This is a genomic window from Kribbella swartbergensis, assembly GCF_054784135.1.
In genome coordinates, this window is the sequence record NZ_BAAGPM010000018.1 from 446,187 (window position 1) to 459,604 (window position 13,418).

A 13,418-nucleotide genomic window follows, 5' to 3' on the forward strand; every position below is an offset into this window, starting at 1 on the left:
GCCGTCAGACCTGAGATTCGGTCCGGTCGCCGGACCAGTTGAGGTGGAAGGCGCCGTCACGGTCCGTGCGGCGGTAGGTGTGCGCGCCGAAGAGATCCCGCAGACCCTGGATCAGCGCGGCCGGGAGACGTTCGGCGCGCAGTCCGTCGTAGTACGACAGCGACGCGGAGAAGCCCGGCGCCGGGACGCCGACCGAGGCGGCCGTGGCGACCACGCGGCGCCAGGCCTCCTGCCCGTTCGAGACGGCCTCCTTGAAGTAGTCGTCGACGAGCAGCGACGGCAGGTCCGGGTTCCGGTCGTACGCCTCCTTGATCCGGTCGAGGAACCGGGCCCGGATGATGCAGCCGCCGCGCCAGATCGTCGCCATCGCGCCGAGGTCGATGTTCCAGTCGTACTGCTCGCTGGCCGCCCGGATCGCGTCGAACCCCTGCGCGTACGCGACCAGCTTCGACGCGTACAGCGCGTGCCGTACGTCGTCAATGAACGCGTCCCGGTCCACGTCCGCCTTCGTCTCGGCCGGCCCGGGCAGTACGCCGGCCGCGGCAGTACGCCGTACGACGTCACCCGACAGGGACCGGGCGAAGACGGCCTCGGCCATGCCGCTGACCGGGATGCCGAGGTCGAGCGCGGACTGCACGGTCCACCGGCCGGTGCCCTTCTGCTCGGCCTGGTCCAGGACGACGTCGACGAACGGACCGCCGGTGGCCGGGTCGGTCTGGCTCAGCACCTCGGCGGTGATCTCGATCAGGAACGACTCGAGGTCGCCGCTGTTCCACTCCCGGAACACGTCGGCCAGCTCGGCCGGGGACAGTCCGAGGACGAGCCGGAGCAGGTCGTAGGCCTCCGCGATCAGCTGCATGTCGGCGTACTCGATGCCGTTGTGCAGCATCTTGACGAAGTGGCCGGCGCCGTCCGGGCCGACGTGCACGCAGCACGGCTCGCCGTTCACCTGCGCGGCGATCTTGGTCAGCATCGGCTCCAGGGCGGCGTACGACTCCGGTGAGCCGCCCGGCATGATGCTCGGGCCGTTCAGCGCGCCTTCCTCGCCGCCGGACACGCCGCTGCCGACGAAGTGCAGGCCCTTCTCGCGCAGCGCGGTCTCCCGGCGCCGGGTGTCCTCGAAGTGGGCGTTGCCGGCGTCGACGACGATGTCGCCCTCGTCCAGCAGCGGCACCAGTTCGTCGATGACCGCGTCGGTGGCCTTGCCCGCCTGGACCATCACGATGATCTTCCGCGGCCGCTCCAGCGACTCGACCAGCGCGGGCAGGTCGGCGGCGGGGACGAACTCGCCCTCGTGGCCGAACTCCTCGATCAGCGCGTCCGTGCGGCCCTGCGACCGGTTGTGGACGGCGACACGGAACCCGTTGCGCGCCAGGTTCCGGGCCAGGTTGCGGCCCATCACCGCGAGGCCGGTGACGGCGATCTGGGCTGGAGCAGAACTCATCGAATCTCCCGCAGTCTCGAGTTGTGTGCGGACCCAGTCTGGCCCGCGCGGCAAGCCTTCCCGCGACTGGGCCCGCCCCGTGGACGGTGAAGGAAAAGCCGCTGAGGTCTTCTCAACCACCCCGCGGCGATGGTAGACATCTCAGAAATCGATTTCCCACGAAGTCGGAAGGCCGCCCATGCTCCGTCGTGTCGCCGCGCTCGCCACCAGTTCGCTGCTCGCCCTCGCCGTCCTCATCCATCCCGGTACGGCGTCGGCCGCACCTCCCGACACCAACGGCCCGGTCGGCTGGGACGTGTACCGCAACCTCGACCGGCTGCCCGAGCTGCAGACCGGCGTGCGGACCAAGCAGTTCTCCAGTTTCGGCCGGGACGGGACGAACAACGACGGCTTCGACGGCAAGTACTCGTGCCTGCGGACGTCCGCGGCCGGTTGCGTCATCGCCGAGGACGAGGGTCCCGGTGAGGTGGCGACGATCTGGTTCACCCGCGACGACGGCAACGTCACCAGGACGGGCACGATCACGATCGAGCTCGACGGCAAGCAGGTGATCCACACGTCGCTGCAGGACCTGGCCGACGGCAAGCTCGGCGCGCCGTTCGTCTACCCGCTGGTTGCGAACGCGAAGGAGACCAGCGGCGGCGTCTACATCCGGGTGCCGATGCCGTACCGGCACTCGATGCGCATCACCACCCAGAGCAACCCGTACTTCTACCACGTCGGTTACCGCGAGTTCCCGGACGCGACCGGGATCCGCACGTTCGACCCCGCCGACAAGGCGGAGGACGTGATCGCGCTGCTGAAGGCGGCCGGCACCCGGGACCCCAAGCCCGCGCAGCCCGACGCGCGGACCAAGGCGACGGACCTGAACCTTGCCCCCGGCAAGAAGGTCCCGCTGGCCGACAACGCCGGCCCGGGCGAGATCAGCGCCCTGCGGCTCCGGCTTCCGCAGATCGTCGGCCTGGATCTGAAGTCGCTCGCCGACGACGGCCGGGCATTCACCGGCAGCAGCACGTTCACCCTGAAGGTCGACCCGGCCAACACCGGTGTGAAGCTGATCCGCCGGATGGACCTGCGGATCGGCAACCAGCGGGCGAAGGTGCTCGTGGACGGCGTCGAGGCCGGCGAGTGGGCACCGCTGAGGGCGCAGGGCGCGCAGTGGCACGACCAGACCGTCGACCTGCCCGCTCGGCTCACGGCCGGGAAGTCGCAGATCACCATCACCAACCAGTTCATCTCCTCCGACCTCGACTTCAACGAGTTCACCTACTGGGCCGACTCGATCGTCGGCGGTACGGCGAAGCGCACCGACACCTTCGACCTCGGCCCGAACCACCTCGCCGAGGAGCAGGCGCACGGCTACGCCATCACCAAGCAGAACTGGAGCGGTTCGCACGCGATGACGTACGCCGCGACCGAGGAGGACGCGGCCCGCGTCAAGCCGTCCGACTCACTGCTGGCCGGGGTCCGGGTGCAGGTGACGATCGACGGCCAGAAGCGGGTCGACGCCCCGATCGGCGAGTTCTTCGGCTCCGGCCTCGGTGAGAACCCGGTCCGCTCGCTGTTCTTCGCGATGGACCCCGACGGCTGGTACTCCGCCTGGTGGCCGATGCCGTACGTGGGACGCGCCACGGTCACTCTGGTCAACAATTCGACGTACGCGCTCGAGGGCAAGGCCGAGGTGACCGCGTCCCGGGACGCGCGGAAGGCGGCCGGCCTGCTCACCGGGAAGACCGGATACTTCACCGCGATTTCGCACCGCGGCGAGACCACGCAGGGCCGCGACTGGACGTTCGCCGACGTCACCGGCCGCGGCAAGTTCGTCGGCGTCTCCCAGACGATGGAAGGTTTGCTTGCCGACGGCAACACTCGGGGCTACCTGGAGGGCGACGAGCGGGTGTACGTCGACGGCGAGCGCACCCCGGCGATCCACGGCACCGGGACGGAGGACTACTACGAGTCCGGCTGGTACTTCAACGCCGGCACCTACTCGACGCCGTTCCACGGCAACTCCGCGCACGAGGTCAAGGCCGGGTTCTGCACGTACGAGTGCGACGGCGCCTGGCGGTTGCACATCACCGACGCGATCGGGTTCCACAACCACCTCGGCTTCGGCATCGAGCACGGTCAGCAGAACGACCACCCGGCGATCTACGGTTCGACGTCCTTCCTCTACACCGCGCCGAAGTTCGGTGCGCGTGAGACCGACCGGATCGACACCGGTTCGGCGGCGAGCCGCCAGCAGCACGGGTACGCCGACAGCGGTGCGCAGACGTACGACGTGACCTCGGTGTACGAAGGTGAGCACGATGACATCGCCCTGACCGACCAGGTGAGGGCGACCGCGCAGCCGATCAAGTTCAGCGTGAAGGTCGACCCGGCCAACCGTGGTGTGACGTTGCGCAGGACGAGCGATCAGAACACCGCCGGCCAGTCCGCGAGGGTGATTGTCAACGGCAAGGATGCCGGCACGTGGCTGCAGCCGCTGGGCAACGATCGGCAGCGCTGGCTGGACGACAACTACCAGTTGCCGCCGTCCCTCACCTTCGGCCGCACCAAGCTCGACATCGAATTCCGGCCGACCGGGCCGAGCTGGACGGCTTCGGCGTACGTCGTCCAGTCCCTTGTCCTCCCGTACGACGACAAGCGCGCGCCCGGCCAGGTCACTGCCGTCGCCGCGACCGGGCGGACGAACAACGCGATCGACGTGCGCTGGTCCGACACCGCCGACGAGAGCGGCGTCGCGCGGTACAACATCTACGGCGCGAAGTCCGGCGAGGCAGAGAAGCTGGTCGGCACCAGCCCGCTGCCCGGATTCGTGCACCGCGACCTCGGGCTGCACGAGACGTGGTCGTACCGGGTCGCCGCGGTTGATCTCGCCGGCAACGTCGGGCCCAGGTCGGCGGTCGCGCAGGCGACGACCGGCAACACGCTGCGGGTCGAGGGTGAGTCGATGCTGCCGCCGGTCTCGTCGACGGTGCCGGTCGATCCGCAGGGGAACTGCTGCGGGGTGAGTTGGTCGAACGGTACCCAGGCGTGGATCCACGGCGCCAAGGCCGGTGACAAGGTCGTGCTCGGGTTCACGGTGCCGACCACCGGCACGTACGACTTGTCCGCGGTGCTGACCAAGGCCGTCGACTACGGCATCGCCGACGTACAGGTCGACAACGGCGCCAAGGTGAGCTTCGACGGTTACGTGCCGTCCGGCGTCACCACGCAGCAGGTCGACCTCGGCTCGGCGCAACTCACCGCCGGCAATCATCAGTTGACCATCACCCTGACCGGCAAGAACCCGGCCGCCACCGGCTATCTCGTCGGCCTGGACTTCCTCGACCTGGTGCTCGACTCATGATCCGCAAAGTCCTCGCCGTACTGGCCGGCCTCGCTGTCGTCACGGCACCGCTGCAGGCCGTCGCGTCTCCCGATCCGGTCCGGATCACGCCGTACGTCGAGGTCGACAAGGTCGTTGGGGCCGGCGAGTTCGTCAAGGTGTACGACCCGAGCGTGGGGGAGACCGAGCCGTGGTACTACAACGACCACACCCTGGTGCAGGACCGGGCCACCGGCACCTGGCACGTCTACGCGATCACGCACGCGGAGCCGGCGAACCCCCTCGACGAGAAGAGTTTCGGTCACGCGACCGCGCCGACGCCGAACGGTCCGTGGACGAAGCAGCCGCCGGCGCTGGTCGCCGATCCGGCCGCGGGCGAGAGTCACATCTGGGCGCCGTACGTGCTGTACGACGCGGGCATGTACTACATGTTCTACGCCGCCGGGACCCCGGACCACACGGCGTACCGGATGCATCTGGCCACGTCGACCGATCTCGTGCACTGGACCCGGGATACGGCCAACCCGCTGTTCACCGACGGCTTCGACGGGCGCGACCCGATGGTGCTCAAGGTCGGCGACCGATGGGTGATGTACTACACGGCCAACTCGACGCCGGCCGGCGGCAACCACATCGTTGCCTACCGCACCAGTACCGATCTGCGGCACCGGAGCGACCGGCAGACGGCGTTCCGGCATCCGGCGACCGGCACCTTCGGCGGTCCGACCGAGTCGCCGTACGTCGTCCAGCGCGGCAGCGACTGGTACCTGTTCGTCTGCTGTGACGGCGGCTACGAGTCGACCAAGGTGTACAAGAGCAAGGATCCACTGCATTTCACCATCGATCAGCAGGTCGGGACGATCCGGGCGCACGCGGCCGAGGTCGTCCAGGACGGGCAGGACTGGTACGTCACCGGAGCCGGCTGGGGGAAGGGCGGTCTGTTCCTCGCGCCGCTCGACTTCGCCAAGCTGCAGGTGACGAAGGGTCGCGTGGTGAGTACGGCGCACTACCGGGCGACGGTCGAGACCAGCCCGCGTGCTGCGCTCACCGGTCTGGAGGTCGATCCGGCCGGCCGCCGGGAGTACCGCCCGGCCCTGGACTCGAGCGGACGATCCACTGCGCCGTATCTGGCGGTCGGAAACTTCGGCGCCACCGACATCAGCGGACCCGCCGCCCAGGTCGACACGGGTCGCTCGTCGTTGACGCTGCGCGGTGTCCCGTTCGGTGACGAGCCCGTGTCGGCAGACTGGTCGTTCGACTTCGGCCCGACCACCATCGACCTGCGCCTTGCCTGGACCGTGCAGGCGCCGACGAACGCACCTGTGTGGGAGGTGGCGCTGAACGTCGACTCGGCGCTGCCCGACCAGGGTGATCCCGGCGGTTTCGGGCGTACGGGCGATGTCCCGGGGCTGCCACGCTGGTCGATGGCGACAGGACCCGGCCTCAGTGTCGTGACGGCGTACCGGCCGGGCTCGGCGTGGTCCGCGGACAATCACTGGTACGACCCGTCGAACGGCTCGGTCGCCTGGCAACCGCCCTGGCAGCCGGGTGGACGGCCGCTCCCACCGGGCTCGTACGACGGTGGCCGTTGGCGGCTCGGCTTCTCCGGCACCGAGCGAGACGTGCCCTTCGCCGAAAGGCTGGCGGCCGGCCTGAACTAGGGTCGGAGTATGACCGAGCTCAAGCTGGACCCGCGGAGTACCGCGCTGGTCCTGATCGACCTGATGCCGCGGATCGTGGCGCTGGAAACGGCGCCGCTGTCCGGGCCCGAGGTGCTCGAGCGGTGCATCGCGTTGGCGAAGGCGACGCGGTCCGTAGGTGGGCTGGTCGTCAACGTGCGGGTGGAGCGACCGGGCGTCGAGGTGCAGCCGGAGGGCAGCGGGTTCGCGCCCGGTGCCCAGCCGGAGCCGGGGGACCTGGAGATCGTCAAGCGGACGCTCGGTGCCTTCGGCCGGACCGAGCTCGATCGGGCGTTGCAGACGCGGGGGATCGAGACGGTCGCGCTGGCCGGGATCGCGACCAACTTCGGAGTCGAGTCCACCGGGCGCGCCGCGGACGACCTCGGCTACGACACCGTCTACATCGCCGACGCGATGACCGGGCTCGACGGCCGCGCCCACGAGTTCGCCGTGTCCTCGATCTTCCCCAGGCTCGGCACCGTCTGCTCCGGGACCGAGTACGTCGCCGCGCTGAGCCCGGCCTAGCTGCCGTTTGTCGGTGGGGAGGCCGGGAACCGGACGAGCATGCTTCCCACCGCGACGATCCCGGATGCCGCGCGGACGCTGCGTGACGTGCTGCTGCCGGTGGTCGCGCAGGGCGCGATCCTGCGGCGGACGGCAGCATCCCGGGCCGCCGAACTCGTCCACGCCGACGGCCGCGCACTGCGGCGAGTCCGCGCGCTGCGGCAGAAGTACGGCGAAGGGCCGCTGCTGATCCGCCTCCCCGGCCGGACCATCGCACTGGTCCTCGACCCCGAGCACGTTCACCGCATCCTCCGCGAAACCCCCGAACCGTTCTCGGCGGCAACCGCCGACAAGGTCGCCGCCCTGAACCACTTCCAGCCGCACGCCGTCCTTACCACCGACCCGCCGCTGCGCGCGCCCCGCCGCGCACTGAACGAGGAAGCCCTCGACACCCACCGCCCGGTCCACCGCCACGCCGACTCGATGGTCGCGGCCATCACCGAGGAGCTCACTCCCGACGGCACGCTGGGCTGGACCGACTTCCGGGAGAGCTGGTACCGGATCGTCCGCCGCATCGTGCTCGGCGACAAGGCCCGCGACGACACCGAGCTGACCCGGCTGATCGACGTACTGCGGTCGAACGCCAACTGGGCGGCCGTGCACCCGCGCAACCGGAAGGCCCGGGAACGTCTGGAGCGCAAGCTCGGCGAGTACGTCGAGAACGCCGCACCCGGCACCCTGGTCGAGGCCCTCATGCTGAGCACGATCCAGCGGGACAGCCGAACCGTCGAGCCGGGCGGCGGACTCGATCCGGCCGGTCAGGTGCCGCACTGGTTGTTCGCCTTCGACGCCGCCGGGATCGCGCTCTGGCGTCTGCTCGCGGTACTCGCGACCAGGCCGGACGCGGTGGAACGGATCGCCACCGAGGACTCTCCGCTGCTGGCGTACGCCGGCGCGGCCGCCGAGGAGTCGGTGCGGTTGTGGCCGACGACTCTCGTCGTACTGCGGGAAGCGCGGACCGAGACGTTCTGGGAGGCCGGGAGCGCGCCGGCCGGGACGGAGTTCGCGATCGTCAGCTCGGTGTTCCATCGCGACGACGAGGCGCTGGACTACGCGAACGACTTCGTCCCGGAGATCTGGCTGGACGGGCGATCGGACGGCTCGTGGCCGCTGATCCCGTTCAGCGAAGGTCCGGCGGTGTGTCCCGGGCGCAATGTCACCCTGCTGACGATCAGCGCGGCGACCAGGCACCTGGTGACGCACTACGATCTCGACCTGGACCCGCACACCCGGGCCAAGCTAACCGGCGGCCCGCTGCCGACCACGTTCGACCACACCGCGCCCCGGATGGGGTTCTGGAGGAAGTGATGAACGACAGACCGGCCGAGATCGGCGACCTTCGACTGGCGACGATCGTCGTCAACGCGCTCGACATGGACCGCGCCGCGAACTTCTGGGCTCGCGCGCTCGGGTACGACCGTCGAGATCGCGTCGGTCCGCAGGAGCAGTACACCAAGCTGACGGATCCCGTCGGCAGCGGTCCGGCAGTGCTGATCCAGCGTGCCGAGCGGATCCCGTCCGACCCGGCGCCGGTCCACATCGACCTATACACCAGCAAGCGCGATGAGCACGTCGACCGCATGGTCGCCCTCGGTGCGACCCGTGCCGAGTGGCAGTACCCCGACGAGCACGACTTCATCGTCCTTCGCGACACCGAGGGCAACGAGTTCTGCGTCATCCAGGTCGACTAGACAGCCTGGCGGCCTAGGCGAAGAGCGCGGCGTTCTCGCGGGTCCAGTCCTGCAGCGTGCGCGGGGCGTGGCCGGTGATCTTCTCGACGGTGTTGTTGACGGAGGTTTCGTCGACGGTGCCGTCGCCGAAGAAGCTCTCGATGGCTGCGGCGTACTGCGGCGGCATCGTCGCCTGCAGCTCCGCATGGGTCTCCGCCCGCGTCATCGGGTACGCCGTCAGCGGTCGGCCGATCGCCTGGCCCAGGATCTCCACCTGCTGCGGGGGAGTGAGGGCGACCGGCCCGGTGAGCCGGTGAATGGCGCCGCCGTGGTCCTCGGTGAACGCGCGCACCGCGACCTCGGCGATGTCGAGCGGATGGATCGTCGAGATCGCCACCTCCGGAAACTGCACCCGGACCACGTCGCCCGCCCGCACCTGGTCCAGCCAGCGCAGTGTGTTCGACATGAACGAGTTCGGCCGCAGGAACGTCCACTCGAGACCGGACACCTTCACCGCTTCCTCAGCGGCCTGGTGGTACGCCGCAATCGCGTTCGACGTGTCCGAGCCGTCCAGCGAACTGCTCGACAACAGCACGACCTTGCGAACCCCGGCCCGTACGGCGTTGTCCAGCAACTCCTCGACCCGGTCGTATCCGCTGAGCAAGAAGATCCCCGTCACACCAGTCAGCCCGTCGGCAAACGACTCCGGCCGATTGAGGTCGCCGTACACCGGCTCGATCCCCGCCGGCAGCGCGACCTCCTTTCGCACCAGCGCCCGTCCCGGCAGCCCCGCGGCCGACAGCGCCTGCACCACCGCGCCACCCGCGTTGCCAGTCGCACCCGTCACCAAAACCGTCATGCAGCCCCATTCCTCCAAGCCCGCACGGCTGCCTGAAGCTCCGTGCCTGGGTCGTCCTCATGGTAGATGCGTCGGTGGGCGGCTCCGGGCGGCTGCGGCAAGGAACCTCAGGCCGGCCGCCGGATGCGGTGCCACGTGCGCGGGCCTGACTTGAGTACGACGTCAGCGGTCAACTCCACGCTGTCGAAGGCATCGTTCACCCGGGTGCCGTTGACCGAGACCGCGCCCTGGCGGATCAGGCGGCGGAGTTCGGAGCGTGTGTCGGTGGGGCGGGCAGCCTGGAGGAGATCCAGGACCGTCGCGGTCGGGTTGGCGACGACGACCTCCGGGATGTCGGTTGGCAGACCACCGTCGGAGAAGGTGCGGGTGAAGGTTTCCAGTTCGGCGCGGGCGGTGCCGGCGCCGTGGAAGCGGGTGACGACGGCCGCGGCCAGGCGGAGCTTGGCGTCGCGCGCCGCCGGACCGCCCTCGGCCGCGGCTGATCCCAGCGCGGCGACGGTGTCGAGGGGTAGTTCGGTGTAGACGCGGGCGAAGCTCTCGACCAGGGTGTCGGGGATGCTCATCAGCTTGCCGAACTTGTCCCGCGGGGTGTCGGTGAGCGCGATGTAGTTCTTCAGCGACTTCGACTGCTTGGCCCGTCCGTCGATCCCCGGCGTGATCGTGGTCGTGATCACCACCTGCGGCGGCGCGCCGAGGCGCTGCTGGAAGTGCCGGCCCAGTTGCTCGTTGAACAGCTGATCCGAACCCACGATGGTCAGGTCGCTCCGCATCGCGAAACTGTCGTACCCCTGCAGCACCGGGTACACCAGTTCGTGCACCGCGATCTCGCGCCCGGCCGCGACCCGCTCGCGGAACATGTCCCGGGCCATCAACTGGGCGTGGGTGACCTGGCCGAACAGGCTCAGCAACTCGGCCACCCGCATCCCGTCGTACCACTCCGAGTTCCGCCGTACCTCGAACACCTCGGGCTCGGTGCGCAGGACGATGGACACCTGCTCGAGGAACGACTGCGCGTTCGCCTCGATCTCCTCGGGCGTGAGCAGCGGCCTGGTCTCGGAGCGTCCGGTCGGGTCGCCGACGCGGGTGGTGAGGTCGCCGAGCAGGAACACGACCTGGTGGCCGAGGTCCTGCAGTTGCCGCATCATCCACAGGTTCACCGCGTGGCCGAGGTGGAGGTCCGGTGCCGTGCAGTCGACGCCGTACTTGATCCGCAGCGGCCGCCCGGACGCGAGCCGGTCGAGCAACTCGCTCTCGCCGACGATGGTGTCGGTGGTACGGCGTAACCGTTCGACCACCGTACTCGGTTCGATCATGGGATTCCTCTCAGCACAGGAGGCACCCCGCAGAGGCCTCCGGACAACGGAAAGAGGCAGGAACCGGACGGTTCCTGCCTCGGAGGCTCTGGGTGGAGCGAGTTGTGGGTACTACCGAATACCGGCTCCTCCCAGAGCCGGTCGATACGCCACGCCTCGCTTGATCACGTGGCCAGGTTAGCAAACGGCGGCCGCCGACGATATCGGGTTAGGCTCCAGGGTGTGACGGAGGAGCTTGTGGTGCTGCTGGACGAGGCCGGCCGGGCGATCGGGACCGAGCCGAAGGCGACGGTCCACCACGCGGCGACGCCGTTGCACCTGGCGTTCTCCAGTTATGTCGTCGACGACGCCGGCCGGGTGCTGATCACGCAACGCGCGCCGGACAAGCCGACCTGGCCGGGCGTCTGGACGAACAGTTGCTGTGGGCACCCACTTCCCGGTGAGCCGGTGGCGGACGCGGTACGGCGGCGCCTCGCCGACGAACTCGGGATCGTCACGGACCGGATCGACCTGGTGCTGCCGGAGTTCCGCTATCGCGCCGAGATGCCGAGCGGTGTGGTCGAGAACGAGCTCTGCCCCGTCTACCGAGTCACCTGGACCGGCGACCCCACGCCCGACCCTGCGGAAGTCGCGTCGTACCGCTGGGAGCCCTGGCCCCTGAACGTCCCCGGCCTCTCCCCGTGGTGCGTCCTCCAACTCGACGAACTCGCCCGCCTCGGCCCCACCCCCGCCGACTGGCCCGTCGCCGACCCGGTCACGCTGCCACCGGCAGCGCGCGATCCGGAGAGGGAGAAATGATCGAGATCAGGCAGGCGCTGACCGACGCGGACTACGAGGCCTGGCGCGACGTGAGGATCGCGGTACAGCCCGCCGAGCGCAATCTGAGCGTGGCCGAGCTTCGCGAGCTCGACCGGCCTGAACGCCTGCTCCTGTTGGCGGAGGTCGACGGCGCGGTCGTGGGCAGCGGCCTGTCGGATCGGTCCAGCGAGTCCGGCCGTGCGTTCGTCGTACCGCGGGTGCGGCCGGACGCACGGCGGCGAGGGGTCGGTACCCGGTTGCTCGTCGCACTGACCGAACATGCCGTTGCCGAAGGCTACACATTTGCCGGATCCGTCGTGGAGGACGAGGGTTCACTCGCGTTCGCGCGACGGTTCGGCTTCACCGAGACCGGCCGACAGGTCGAGCAGGTCCGCCGGATCGGCGCCGAGCCGTGGCCGGCCGTGCCCTCGTCGTACCAGGTGATCAGCGTCGCGGACCGACCCGAGCTGTGGGCGAAGGCGTACGAGCAGGTCGCGCTGCCGACGTTCCGCGACATGGATGTACCGACCCCGATGGACGTGTCGGCCGAGGAGTGGGCGACCGAGTGGATCAACGACCCGGCCGCGATGTTCCTGGCCGTCGTCGACGACGACGTGATCGGGGTCGCCGGTCTGATGGTGGACACGGATCGCCCGGAGCGTGCCGAGGTGGCGTACACCGCCGTACGACGGGAGTGGCGCGGCCAGGCGGTCGCGTCCACCCTCAAACGGGCCAGCATGGCCTGGGCGGCCGAGCACGGCATCAGCGAGCTGTACACCTGGACCCAGCAGGGCAACGAGAACATGCGTCGCCTCAACGAGCATCTGGGTTTCACGTACGGCGCCGTCGCGATCAGCGTCCGCGCGAAGCTACCCCTGCAACTCCCGGAGGAGCTCCGGGCCTGACCAGGTACGCCGCTGTGCCTCGGCCGCGCGGAGCAGGGTGACGAGTTTGGTGTTGACCGGGGCCGGGCGGTCGAGGGATTCGGCCAGGCGGACGACCTCGCCGTTCAGGTAGTCGATCTCGGTGGTCCGGCCGGCCTCGAGGTCCTCCCACATGGAGGTCCGGGCCAGTGGGTCGATCGCGAGCATCGAGGCGGCGAGACGGCGGAAGACGAAGTCGGGCAGGCGCAGGATCAACGGGAAGCGGTGCATCGGGACCGGCAGCAGCTTGGCCGGCGTGATGCCGGCAGCGTCGAGGAGTGCGAGGGCTTCGGCCTGCGCTGCGGCCAGGCAGCGGCGGTACGAACGCTGTGACAGCTCCTCCCGCAGCGGTACGCCGGACAGCGCGTTGATCGGATTGTTCAGGTTCAGCAGAAGTTTCGCCCACTGCACCGGCAGGATGTCGTCGTGCTGCGGTTCAGCACGTTGAACGGCACCATCCCGGGCACCACGACCTGGTCCGTCAACCGCGCTCGCAGCAACTCCCCGTTGCGTACGCCGTTCTGGAAGCTGACGACGATCGCACCAGGTTTCAGCACCCCGGCCAGTTCCCCGGCCGCGGTCTCCGTCGCGGCCGACTTCACCGTCACCAGCACCAGATCCGCCTCCGCGGCCGCCGCCGGTGAGGTCTCGTACCGCACCTCCGCGACGCGCAGGTCCCCACCCAGGTAGTCCGTCAGCCGCAGTCCGTGCGCAGCCAACTCGTCCGCCATCCGCTGCCGCCCGACGAACGTCACCGGTGTCCCTGTCGCCGCCAACCGCCCGCCGACGTAACAGCCGATGCCGCCCGCGCCGTACACCACGATCCGCACCGCCACA

General features: G+C 69.5%; 12 protein-coding genes. 7 read left to right on the top strand and 5 right to left on the bottom strand.

The window, feature by feature from the left end; all coding sequences use genetic code 11:
* Positions 1-4: 4 nt before the first annotated feature.
* Positions 5-1,444: an NADP-dependent phosphogluconate dehydrogenase gene (gene gndA / locus ACYVOK_RS17490; RefSeq protein ID WP_460663491.1), complete on the bottom strand. Its 1,440-nt coding sequence runs from the start codon at positions 1,442-1,444 to the stop codon at positions 5-7.
* A gap of 178 nt (positions 1,445-1,622) precedes the next feature.
* Here gndA and ACYVOK_RS17495 point away from each other — a divergent pair, with 178 nt between their 5' ends.
* From ACYVOK_RS17495 to ACYVOK_RS17515, 5 genes are read left to right on the top strand one after another with little or no spacing between them, the layout of a single operon-like run.
* Complete coding sequence (locus ACYVOK_RS17495; protein ID WP_460663492.1) at positions 1,623-4,796, top strand: DUF2961 domain-containing protein; 3,174 nt, start codon at positions 1,623-1,625, stop codon at positions 4,794-4,796.
* Positions 4,793-6,436 carry a family 43 glycosylhydrolase gene (locus ACYVOK_RS17500; RefSeq protein ID WP_460663493.1) on the top strand — a complete coding sequence of 548 codons (1,644 nt, stop codon included), beginning with the start codon at positions 4,793-4,795 and terminating at the stop codon, positions 6,434-6,436. Before ACYVOK_RS17495 ends, ACYVOK_RS17500 begins: the two co-directional genes overlap by 4 nt.
* A 9-nt stretch (positions 6,437-6,445) precedes the next feature.
* Positions 6,446-6,979: an isochorismatase family protein gene (locus tag ACYVOK_RS17505; RefSeq protein ID WP_460663494.1), complete on the top strand. Its 534-nt coding sequence runs from the start codon at positions 6,446-6,448 to the stop codon at positions 6,977-6,979.
* A 39-nt stretch (positions 6,980-7,018) separates the two neighbouring features.
* Complete coding sequence (locus ACYVOK_RS17510; protein WP_460663495.1) at positions 7,019-8,326, top strand: cytochrome P450; 1,308 nt, start codon at positions 7,019-7,021, stop codon at positions 8,324-8,326.
* Positions 8,326-8,709, top strand: a complete 384-nt coding sequence (locus tag ACYVOK_RS17515; RefSeq protein WP_460663496.1) for a VOC family protein — start codon at positions 8,326-8,328, stop codon at positions 8,707-8,709. The genes ACYVOK_RS17510 and ACYVOK_RS17515 overlap by 1 nt, the downstream gene beginning before the upstream one ends.
* Positions 8,710-8,722: 13 nt before the next feature.
* On the opposite strand, the gene ACYVOK_RS17520 is transcribed toward ACYVOK_RS17515, so the two are convergent.
* Positions 8,723-9,547 carry an NAD(P)H-binding protein gene (locus ACYVOK_RS17520; RefSeq protein WP_460663497.1) on the bottom strand — a complete coding sequence of 275 codons (825 nt, stop codon included), beginning with the start codon at positions 9,545-9,547 and terminating at the stop codon, positions 8,723-8,725.
* A gap of 107 nt (positions 9,548-9,654) precedes the next feature.
* A complete protein-coding gene (gene tyrS / locus ACYVOK_RS17525) occupies positions 9,655-10,860 on the bottom strand; it encodes a tyrosine--tRNA ligase (protein ID WP_460663498.1) in 1,206 nt (401 codons plus the stop codon).
* Positions 10,861-11,082: 222 nt separating this feature from the next.
* On the opposite strand from tyrS, the gene idi reads away from it, so the two are divergent.
* Together idi and ACYVOK_RS17535 are read left to right on the top strand one after the other, a co-directional pair.
* Positions 11,083-11,658, top strand: a complete 576-nt coding sequence (gene idi, locus ACYVOK_RS17530; protein ID WP_460663499.1) for an isopentenyl-diphosphate Delta-isomerase — start codon at positions 11,083-11,085, stop codon at positions 11,656-11,658.
* Positions 11,655-12,563 (top strand): GNAT family N-acetyltransferase, encoded by a 909-nt coding sequence (locus ACYVOK_RS17535; protein ID WP_460663500.1) that lies wholly within the window; start codon positions 11,655-11,657, stop codon positions 12,561-12,563. The genes idi and ACYVOK_RS17535 overlap by 4 nt, the downstream gene beginning before the upstream one ends.
* Here the strand turns inward: ACYVOK_RS17535 and ACYVOK_RS17540 are convergent.
* On the bottom strand, positions 12,528-12,992 hold the full coding sequence (locus ACYVOK_RS17540) for a ketopantoate reductase C-terminal domain-containing protein (protein WP_460663501.1): 465 nt from the start codon (positions 12,990-12,992) through the stop codon (positions 12,528-12,530). The genes ACYVOK_RS17535 and ACYVOK_RS17540 overlap by 36 nt on opposite strands.
* Positions 12,968-13,411 carry a 2-dehydropantoate 2-reductase N-terminal domain-containing protein gene (locus ACYVOK_RS17545; RefSeq protein ID WP_460663502.1) on the bottom strand — a complete coding sequence of 148 codons (444 nt, stop codon included), beginning with the start codon at positions 13,409-13,411 and terminating at the stop codon, positions 12,968-12,970. The genes ACYVOK_RS17540 and ACYVOK_RS17545 overlap by 25 nt, the downstream gene beginning before the upstream one ends.
* Positions 13,412-13,418 lie beyond the last annotated feature (7 nt).